Source organism: Streptococcus pseudopneumoniae, assembly GCF_038148935.1.
Taxonomy (GTDB): Bacteria; Bacillota; Bacilli; order Lactobacillales; family Streptococcaceae; genus Streptococcus; species Streptococcus pseudopneumoniae_U.
This window is the reverse complement of the sequence record NZ_JBBJZX010000178.1, coordinates 1-998: the sequence shown is the minus strand read 5'-3', so window position 1 is coordinate 998 and position 998 is coordinate 1. Positions and strand designations below refer to the sequence as shown.

1 protein-coding gene is annotated in these 998 nt (G+C 27.6%); it reads left to right on the top strand.

Translation table 11 applies throughout. The features are described 5' to 3' along the window. The first annotated feature begins 215 nt into the window (after window positions 1-215). Window positions 216-662, top strand: a complete 447-nt coding sequence (locus WKI42_RS10450; protein ID WP_368081886.1) for a hypothetical protein — start codon at window positions 216-218, stop codon at window positions 660-662. The last annotated feature ends 336 nt before the right edge of the window (window positions 663-998 follow it).

Sequence of the window (998 nt, the reverse complement as noted above, 5' to 3'; positions counted from 1 at the left end):
TTCTGTATCTTGTGGCACAGAATGTAGAATATCTCCCATAGCTTTAACCTCTGTGATAAGTCTCGCTATTTATCTTATAGGTTAAGGGGACATATGTTTATTTACTTTAGTTAAAAATAATTTAAAAAAGATTAACTAAAGTATATTTATTTGTGGTATAATTAGGGTAGTGTTTAACAATATTTTAAACATAAATATAAAACAGGAGGCTTTTTATGAATAAAAAGAAAATATTGGGAGTTATATTATTGTCTATTCTTTTTGTGTTGGCTGGTTGTAGCAAGAAAGAATTAAGTAAAATTGAAATGATTGAGGGAAGCTATAATACAGATTTAGGACTTATAATTATAGATAAAGATAAAAAACTAGTTGGTTTTGAGGGGTTTGGTTATATAGATTTCAAAGAAGACGCTGACAAATTTAATAAAAGTGAGCTGGAGTATTATTTCCAAAACAATGCTGATAAAAATGAATTAAAAGAAAATGAAGCTATTGTTGCTATTGGTATTGAAGATAAATCTATTTACAAGATACAATGGACAGCTAGTGATAAAACTAAAAAAGTTGACTCTATAACTATTACTATGACTTATACATTAAACAAGAGTCATAGAAAATCATTATATAAAGAGTATTCAGGAGTTAGAATACAAAATAAATAATGTTAGTACAGTTAGGAAAAGCTAAGAGGGTATTAAAATTTCTTTTAGTAATCACATTTCTTATTTTGCTGTCAGGATGTAGAAGTTCTCTAAACCGTATTGAAATTGGAGATGAAATCTATTTTTGGACTGTAGAACAGAATTTAGATACTGAAGAATTTGAATCTGTTAAGGTTACAGGGATAGTCTCACAGGTAGTTGAATATGAAGATTATTATATAGTGAGACTACAAGGAGATATAAGACCTTACCAGATAGATAAAGACAAATTTCACTGATAAAAGGTAAAGTATGAATAAAGGAAAAATTTTAAAGATAACTGAGAACACAGTGTAT